Annotated in this window: 6 protein-coding genes and 1 pseudogene; 2 read left to right on the plus strand and 5 right to left on the minus strand. The window is 71.6% G+C overall.

Features of this window, described 5'->3' with window-relative positions:
• Nucleotides 1-1,237: DNA repair protein RadA (gene radA, locus NON22_RS18240; protein ID WP_257388381.1), on the plus strand; the 1,237-nt coding region annotated here is incomplete at its 5' end.
• A 223-nt stretch (nt 1,238-1,460) separates the two neighbouring features.
• Here radA and NON22_RS18245 read toward each other — a convergent pair.
• The 3 genes from NON22_RS18245 to NON22_RS18255 form a co-directional block, all read right to left on the minus strand.
• Nucleotides 1,461-1,949: an SRPBCC family protein gene (locus NON22_RS18245; RefSeq protein WP_257388382.1), complete on the minus strand. Its 489-nt coding sequence runs from the start codon at nt 1,947-1,949 to the stop codon at nt 1,461-1,463.
• Nucleotides 1,950-1,951: 2 nt separating this feature from the next.
• Complete coding sequence (locus tag NON22_RS18250) at nt 1,952-2,560, minus strand: YceI family protein (RefSeq protein WP_257388383.1); 609 nt, start codon at nt 2,558-2,560, stop codon at nt 1,952-1,954.
• A gap of 136 nt (nt 2,561-2,696) precedes the next feature.
• Complete coding sequence (locus NON22_RS18255; protein WP_257388385.1) at nt 2,697-3,185, minus strand: SRPBCC family protein; 489 nt, start codon at nt 3,183-3,185, stop codon at nt 2,697-2,699.
• A gap of 126 nt (nt 3,186-3,311) precedes the next feature.
• Between NON22_RS18255 and NON22_RS18260 the strand changes: the two genes are divergently transcribed.
• Nucleotides 3,312-5,168, plus strand: a complete 1,857-nt coding sequence (locus tag NON22_RS18260) for a M48 family metalloprotease (protein WP_257388386.1) — start codon at nt 3,312-3,314, stop codon at nt 5,166-5,168.
• Between the two features lie 6 nt (nt 5,169-5,174).
• Here NON22_RS18260 and NON22_RS18265 read toward each other — a convergent pair whose 3' ends face one another.
• Both NON22_RS18265 and NON22_RS18270 read right to left on the minus strand, forming a co-directional pair.
• Nucleotides 5,175-6,143, minus strand: a complete 969-nt coding sequence (locus NON22_RS18265) for a hypothetical protein (RefSeq protein WP_257388387.1) — start codon at nt 6,141-6,143, stop codon at nt 5,175-5,177.
• 113 nt (nt 6,144-6,256) lie between these two features.
• Nucleotides 6,257-6,677 (minus strand): annotated as a pseudogene (locus NON22_RS18270) (RNA polymerase subunit sigma-24); the annotation flags it as partial.

Genomic DNA, 6,677 nt, shown 5'->3' on the forward strand with positions numbered 1-6,677 from the left:
GGCGCGGCGCGGCGGCTATGCCGGCGACGCGGGCGCGCCGCGCGTGCTGTCGCTCGGCGACGTCGCGCAGACCGTCGAGGCGCGCACCTCGATCGGCATCGGCGAACTCGATCGCGTGCTCGGCGGCGGCCTCGTCGACGGCTCCGTCGTGCTGATCGGCGGCGATCCCGGCATCGGCAAGTCGACCCTGCTGCTGCAGATGCTCGGCGCGCTCGGCGAGCGGCTCAGCGGGCTCTACGTCACCGGCGAGGAATCGCTGGCCCAGGTCGCCGCGCGCGCGCAGCGCCTGGGCCTGCCGCTCGCGCCGCTGCGCGCGCTGGCCGAGACCTGCGTGGAGCGCATCCTCGAGCATGCCGCGGCGCAGAAGCCGCGCGTGCTCATCGTCGACTCGATACAGACGATCTGGACCGAACTGCTGACGGCCGCGCCGGGCTCGGTCAGCCAGGTGCGCGAATCAGCCGCGAAACTCACGCGCTTCGCGAAGGAAACCGGCATCAGCGTGTTCCTCGTCGGCCACGTGACCAAGGAAGGCGGCATCGCCGGACCGCGCGTGCTCGAGCACATGGTCGACGCGGTGCTGTACTTCGAAGGCGAATCCGGCAGCCGCTTCCGCGTGCTGCGCGCGTTCAAGAACCGCTTCGGCGCGGTCAACGAGCTCGGCGTGTTCGCGATGTCGGAGAAGGGCCTGCGCGAAGTGCCGAATCCGTCGGCGATCTTCCTGTCCGCGCACGCGGGGCCGACGCCGGGCAGCGCGGTCATGGTCACGCGCGAAGGCACGCGGCCGCTGCTCGTGGAAGTGCAGGCGCTCGTGGACCAGTCGCCGCTCGCGAATCCGCGCCGCGTCGCGCTGGGCCTCGAGCAGAACCGCCTCGCGATGCTGCTGGCCGTGCTGCATCGTCACGGCGGCGCCGCGGTCTACGACCAGGACGTGTTCGTCAACGTCGTCGGCGGCATCCGCGTGCAGGAAACCGCCGCCGACCTGCCGATCCTGTTCGCGATCCTGTCGAGCTTCCGCGACCGCGCGCTGCCCGACAAGCTCGTCGCCTTCGGCGAAGTCGGCCTGTCCGGCGAGATCCGCCCGGTGCCCAACGGCGAGGAACGCCTCAAGGAAGCCGCGACCCACGGCTTCCTGAAGGCCGTCGTGCCGAAGGCCAACGCGCCGAAGAAACCGCGCGTCGGCACCCTGGAAGTCGTCGGCGTCGAACGCCTCGGCGAAGCGCTGAACGCGATCCTGTGACGGATCGCGGCCGTCGCCGCGATCCGCAACGTCGCGTTCTCACCCCGACGAACGGTAGTCGAAGAACACCGGCGCCATGTGATCGGCCCTTGGGCGAGCGATGTTCTCGCCAGCGGACCGGTGACGCAGCGGTTCGACGGCGGTTCACTGGCAAGCGGCATGGATAGCTCCCGTGCAAGGGCGCCGCCGCAACGCCCTGACGCGCCTTGCCGGCGCACCGGGTTCACTCCGCCAGCAGTCGATCGAGCTTGCCGAAGCTGCTGCGCCATCCCTGCTCGATGCCGGCGGCGACGTGAGCCTCGCGCATGGCCGCATCGGCGAAGCGGCAGGTCAGAGTCTGGCGGCAACCCGCAGCGGCCGCGGCGAAATCGACGAGCCAGAGCATTTCCTCGGCCATTCCCGGCGCCGCGCCGAGCGCGGCCATGCCTTGCTTCCAGTCGGCCGGATGGTCTTCCCAGTTGCAGCTCAGGACCAGGCACCGGTCCGCGACGATCTCGCGGTATTCGCCTTTCAGCGGGTACGTCGCGCCGTCCTCGCCGTGCAGGACCAGCGCGTAGCGGCCGCCGACGCGGACGCCGGCGGTCACGTCGACGCGGAACCCTTGCGGACCGAACCAGCGCGCGAACCGCACGGGCTCGGTCCAGGCGCGGAACACGGCGGCAGGCGGCGCGGCGAAGTCGCGCCGCAGCACCACGTCGTGCGCCGCGTCCACGGTCAGTCCTTCTTCGCCGCCGGCGGCGCCGGCAGCGCGTCCTTGAACGCTTCGACCTGGATGCGCACGAGGATGCGGCCCATGCCGTTCTGCGTGTACTGGTCCATGCCGAAATCGGCGCGGTCGAGCTGCGCTTCGGCATCGGCGCCGCAGACCGGCTTCTTGAAATACGGATGCTCCATGCAGGTGAAGCTCTTGATCTCCAGGTTCAGCGGCTTGGTCACGCCGCGCAGGGTCAGCTCGCCCTTGACCGAGGTCGGCTTGTCGCCGCTGAACTGCAGCTCGCCGCGGTAGACCAGCTTCGGAAACTTCGCCGCGTCGAGCCAGTCGGCCGTGACCGCATGCTCGTGCATCGCGTCGAGACCGAAGTCGATGCTGTCGGCGTCGACCTCGACCTTGACGCTGCCGCGATGCGCGGCGAGATCGAGCTGGATCTCGCCGGACGTGCGGTTGAACTTGCCGCGCCAGACCGACAGGCCCATGTGCGGCATCTCGAGGCTCGGGTAGGTGTGCATCGGATCGATGACGTATTTCTCGGGCGCGGCCTCGGCGGGCAGCGCCGCGACGGCGAACAGGGCGAACACGGCGGACAGGCGCAGCGGCAGGGACATGGTCAGGCTCCTGGTGGTACAGCGTCGGGAACAAGGAATCGGGCGGACGCGGCCGGTCCGCGTCCACTCCATCAGGGCGTCGAATGGGCGGGCCGGCGATCGACACCGGGCAGCGACGATTTTTTCGGCCGGCCGCTCAGCCACGCGCGAGCTCGCGCTGCAGGGCATCGAGCAGCGCCTGCCAGCCCTGCTCGCGCGCGGGCGAAGAATCCTGCCGGTCGAGAAACGCGCCCTGCTCGGTCAGGCACAGCCGCGTGCCGCCGCGTTCGGCCTGCAGCTCCACGGTCAGCAGCGCCGCGAAAATACGCAGGCCGTCGCGCGCGAGCGTGCTGCTCGACACGACGCGGCGCTCGGCGACGATGTCGAGATAGCGGGTCTCGACGTCGTAGACGGGCTCGCCGGCGCCGCGGCAATAGCGGCCGTGCTCGCAGCCGCCGATGCGGAAGTCGTGCGTCTGCTCCGCCTGCAGCCAGTCCCCGGCGCGCACGAACCAGCGCTGCCGCGCGGCGGCGTCGGTCCAGGCGGCGAACACGCGTGCCGGCGGCGCGGCCAGGACGCGCTGTACGGTGAACTGCGCATGGGCGACCGCATGTTCCTGCGCGGCCGGCTTGGGAACCAGGTGCATCGCGACGCTCCGGCGGATGCGGAGCGCCATTGTGGGCCGCCGCAGCCCGCGCCGGCCAGCCCCGGCGCGCGGATTGCAGCCTCGGCGGCCGGCGGCGATCATGCGCGCGACGTGAAAGGAAACCGCATGCAGCGCGCCGAATTCGAAGCCCTCGTCAGCCGTCTCGAAACCCTGAAGCAGAACGATCCGCGCGGCTATCAGCTGCGCCTGGTCGGGCTGGTCCTGCTCGGCTACGGCTACCTCGCCGGCATCGTCGCGCTGCTGATCGCGCTGCTCGCCGCGGCGGCGCTGTCGGTGCTGTTCCTCAAGGCGCTCGCGATCAAGCTCGTCATCCCGCTCGCGTTCTTCATCTGGGTCGTGCTGCGTGCGCTGTGGGTGCGCATCGCGCCGCCGGTCGGCTTCGCGGTCACGGCCGGGACCGCGCCGGCGCTGTTCGAACGCATCGAGCGGCTGCGCCGAGCGCTGAAGGCGCCGCGCTTCCACCGCGTGTTGATCACCGACGATTTCAACGCGGCCGTCATGCAGGTGCCGCTGCTGGGCCTGTTCGGCTGGCACCGCAATTTCCTGCTGCTCGGACTGCCGCTGCTCAAGTGCCTGACGCCGGAACAGCTCGACGCCGTGCTCGCGCACGAATTCGGCCATCTCGCCGGCGGCCACGCGCGCTTCGGCAACTGGCTGTACCGCTCGCGCCGGATCTGGCTGCAGCTGGCCGAGAGCATAGGTCGCGCCGGCGGCGGCGGCAGCTTCCTGTTCCGCCGCTTCTTCCAGTGGTACGTGCCGTATTTCCACGCCTGGACCTTCCCGCTCGCGCGCGCCAACGAATACGAGGCCGACGCGGTGGCCGCGCGGCTGACGTCGCCGCGCGTCGCGGCGCAGGCCCTGACCAGCGTGAACGTCGGCGGCGCGCTGCTGCAGGAACGCTTCTGGCCCGAGCTGCACCGCCAGGCCGACGACCAGCCGCAACCGGCGTATCTGCCGTATACGCAGATCGGCCAGGGCCTCGACGAGGACTTCCGCAGCGACGACGGCCGCCGCTGGCTCGCCGAATCGCTGAAGCGCGAAACCAGCTACGCGGACACGCATCCGGCGCTGAGCGACCGGCTGCGTGCGCTGCGCCATCCGGCCTCGGTCGCGCCGCCGGCCGCCGGCGCGTCGGCCGACCATCTGCTCGGCGAGCTGCGCGAACGCGTCATCGCGACCTTCGATGCGCGCTGGCAGGAACAGATCAGCCACGGCTGGCGTCAGCGCTACGACGAGGTGCAGAAAGGCCGCTCGCGCCTGGGCGAGCTGAACGCGTCCGTCGCCGAACGCGAGCTCGGCGTGGACGAGAAGCTCGAGCGCGCGCATCTGCTCGCCGACGTCGGCCGCGACAAGGACGCCGCGCTGCAGCAGTTCCAGGCCGCCGTGCAGGCGCATCCGGACAGCGCCGCGGCGCATTTCTTCTACGGCCAGGGCCTGCTCGCGCGCGACGACGAGTCCGGCGCGACGCACCTGCGCCGCGCGATCGAACTGGAACCCGGCGCACGCGGCAACGTCGGCGAAATCCTGCGCGACTATTACTGGCGCCGCGGCGACAAGGCTGCCGCCGACACCTGGCACGACACGGTGGAACGCCACGAAGCGATCAGCGACCAGGCCCGCGCCGAGCGCGCGCGGCTGACCGTCCACGACAAGCTGGAACCGCACGGCCTCGGCGCCGAGCGGATCGCCGAGCTCGCGCAGCAGCTGCGCGAGCTCGGCATCTACCGCGCCTGGCTCGCGCGGCGCACGCTCAGACACATGCCCGAGCATCCGCAGCTCGTGCTCGGTTTCCGCGCGACACGGCCGCTGCGCTGGCACAGCGCCGCGCGCGCCGAGCAGCAGCAGAACCGGATCCTTTCGCGCGTCGCGTTCCCGCACGACGTCATCGTGCTCGCGGTCGACGGCGACAACGCGCGCTTCGGCCGCAAGCTCGCGAAGATCGCGGGCTCGCGGCTCTACTGAAAAACGTCAATCGCTTTCGGCCTGCCCGCGCGCGAACGCGAACGCCGCGCCCAAGGTGCCCGGAAAACGCGTGCCGATGCGCGGATCCATGATCGGCACGAGCGCGCATTCGGCTTTCGGATCGGCCGGCGCATAGCCTTCGATGCCGCCGAGCACGGCCTCGGCCTTGCGTTCGCGCGCGAGGAACAGCGCCATCGCGCGCGCCGCCGGGTCGCGCGCGTCGTCCTTGATGAACGCGATCCACCGCGCATCGCGACCGGCCTCGTCGCTGACCGCCAGCGCGCGCACGGCCGATATCTGGGTATGGAAGAAATCGCGCCTCAGGAACGGTTCGAGCCGCGCGAGCGGCACCGGGCGCTGCAGCAGGAACGCGCTTTCCAGCGCGACGTGCTGGCGGAAGAACCGCGCCTGCTCCGCCGGCGTCGCCGTTTCCGACAGCGCGGCCGCGTCTTCCTGCAGCGGCGCGTCGAGGTCGGCGGCCAGCGCCGCAGTGTCGCAGCCCTCGCCGTGCAGATGCCGGAACACGCAGGTCTGTACGCGCTCGTAGGCGTCGGCCGCCTGGACGGCCTGGTGCGGGCTGATGCGATAGGTCGCCGCGACGTTGCCGTCGGGCATGACGCCGGCGATGCCGGCCGTCGGCGTCGGTAGCTGCCACTGCTTCGCGTCGCCGTCGAGCCAGAGATAGACGCGGCTGCCTTTCCGCAGCGCGAGACCCAGCTCCTCGTCGTGGCGGCCGCGCGCCGCGGCGCTGAACGCCGAGTCCACGGTGAACTGCCGCGGTGTCGGCGTGCCGGCCAGAGTCTTGATCGTGCGCACGGTCGCGCGTCCGCCGCCGCGCTCGAGCACCTCGAACAGGCCCAGGCTGTCGGCGCCGCGCGCCACCTGATCCTGCCAGGGTTCGTTCCAGGTCGTCGCGGCCGCACTCGCCGCCCACAACACGGTCGCTGCCGCCGCCCCCAAGCGTCGCTGCACCATCGTCGATCTCCCCTCGTGATGACTGGCCGGCGGACATTGGAACCGATGCCCGGCCGTCCCGCATCGACGCGCCTGCGCGCCGTTGCGTCGCGGTACAGCCGCGCGGCCGCGCCTCAGGCGTCCCTGGCCGGCCGCTGCAGGCATTCGGCCGCGCGGCGCTGCAGCAGCGCCTGCTCGCGCAGGTTGCGCGTCAGCGCGGCGGCGCGACGGAACTCGGCGGCGGCTTCGTCGCGCCGGCCGAGTTTCGCGAGCAGGTCGGCACGCACGCTCGGCAGCAGGTGATAGTTCTGCAGCGACGGCTCGTCCTGCAGCGCGTCGGCGACGGCCAGGCCCGAGGCCGGACCGAAGGCCATGGCCACGGCCATCGCGCGGTTGAGCTCGACCACCGGCGACGGCAGCGCCTGGCCCAGCGCGCCGTACAGCGCGGCGATGCGCAACCAGTCGGTGTCGGCGGCCGCGCGCGCGCGCGCATGGCAGGCCGCGATCGCCGCCTGCAGCGCGTACGGACCGAACGCGCCGCCGAGGTCCTCGGCG

The organism is Tahibacter caeni, from assembly GCF_024609805.1.
In the GTDB taxonomy this organism is placed as follows: domain Bacteria; phylum Pseudomonadota; class Gammaproteobacteria; order Xanthomonadales; family Rhodanobacteraceae; genus Tahibacter; species Tahibacter caeni.

Excerpts from the sequence above, each read along its gene's own strand:
- NON22_RS18250 (WP_257388383.1), bottom strand. The coding sequence starts at position 2,560 with ATGTCCCTGCCGCTGCGCCTGTCCGCCGTGTTCGCCCTGTTCGCCGTC.
- NON22_RS18255 (WP_257388385.1), bottom strand. The coding sequence starts at position 3,185 with ATGCACCTGGTTCCCAAGCCGGCCGCGCAGGAACATGCGGTCGCCCAT.
- NON22_RS18260 (WP_257388386.1), top strand. The coding sequence starts at position 3,312 with ATGCAGCGCGCCGAATTCGAAGCCCTCGTCAGCCGTCTCGAAACCCTG.
- NON22_RS18265 (WP_257388387.1), bottom strand. The coding sequence starts at position 6,143 with ATGGTGCAGCGACGCTTGGGGGCGGCGGCAGCGACCGTGTTGTGGGCG.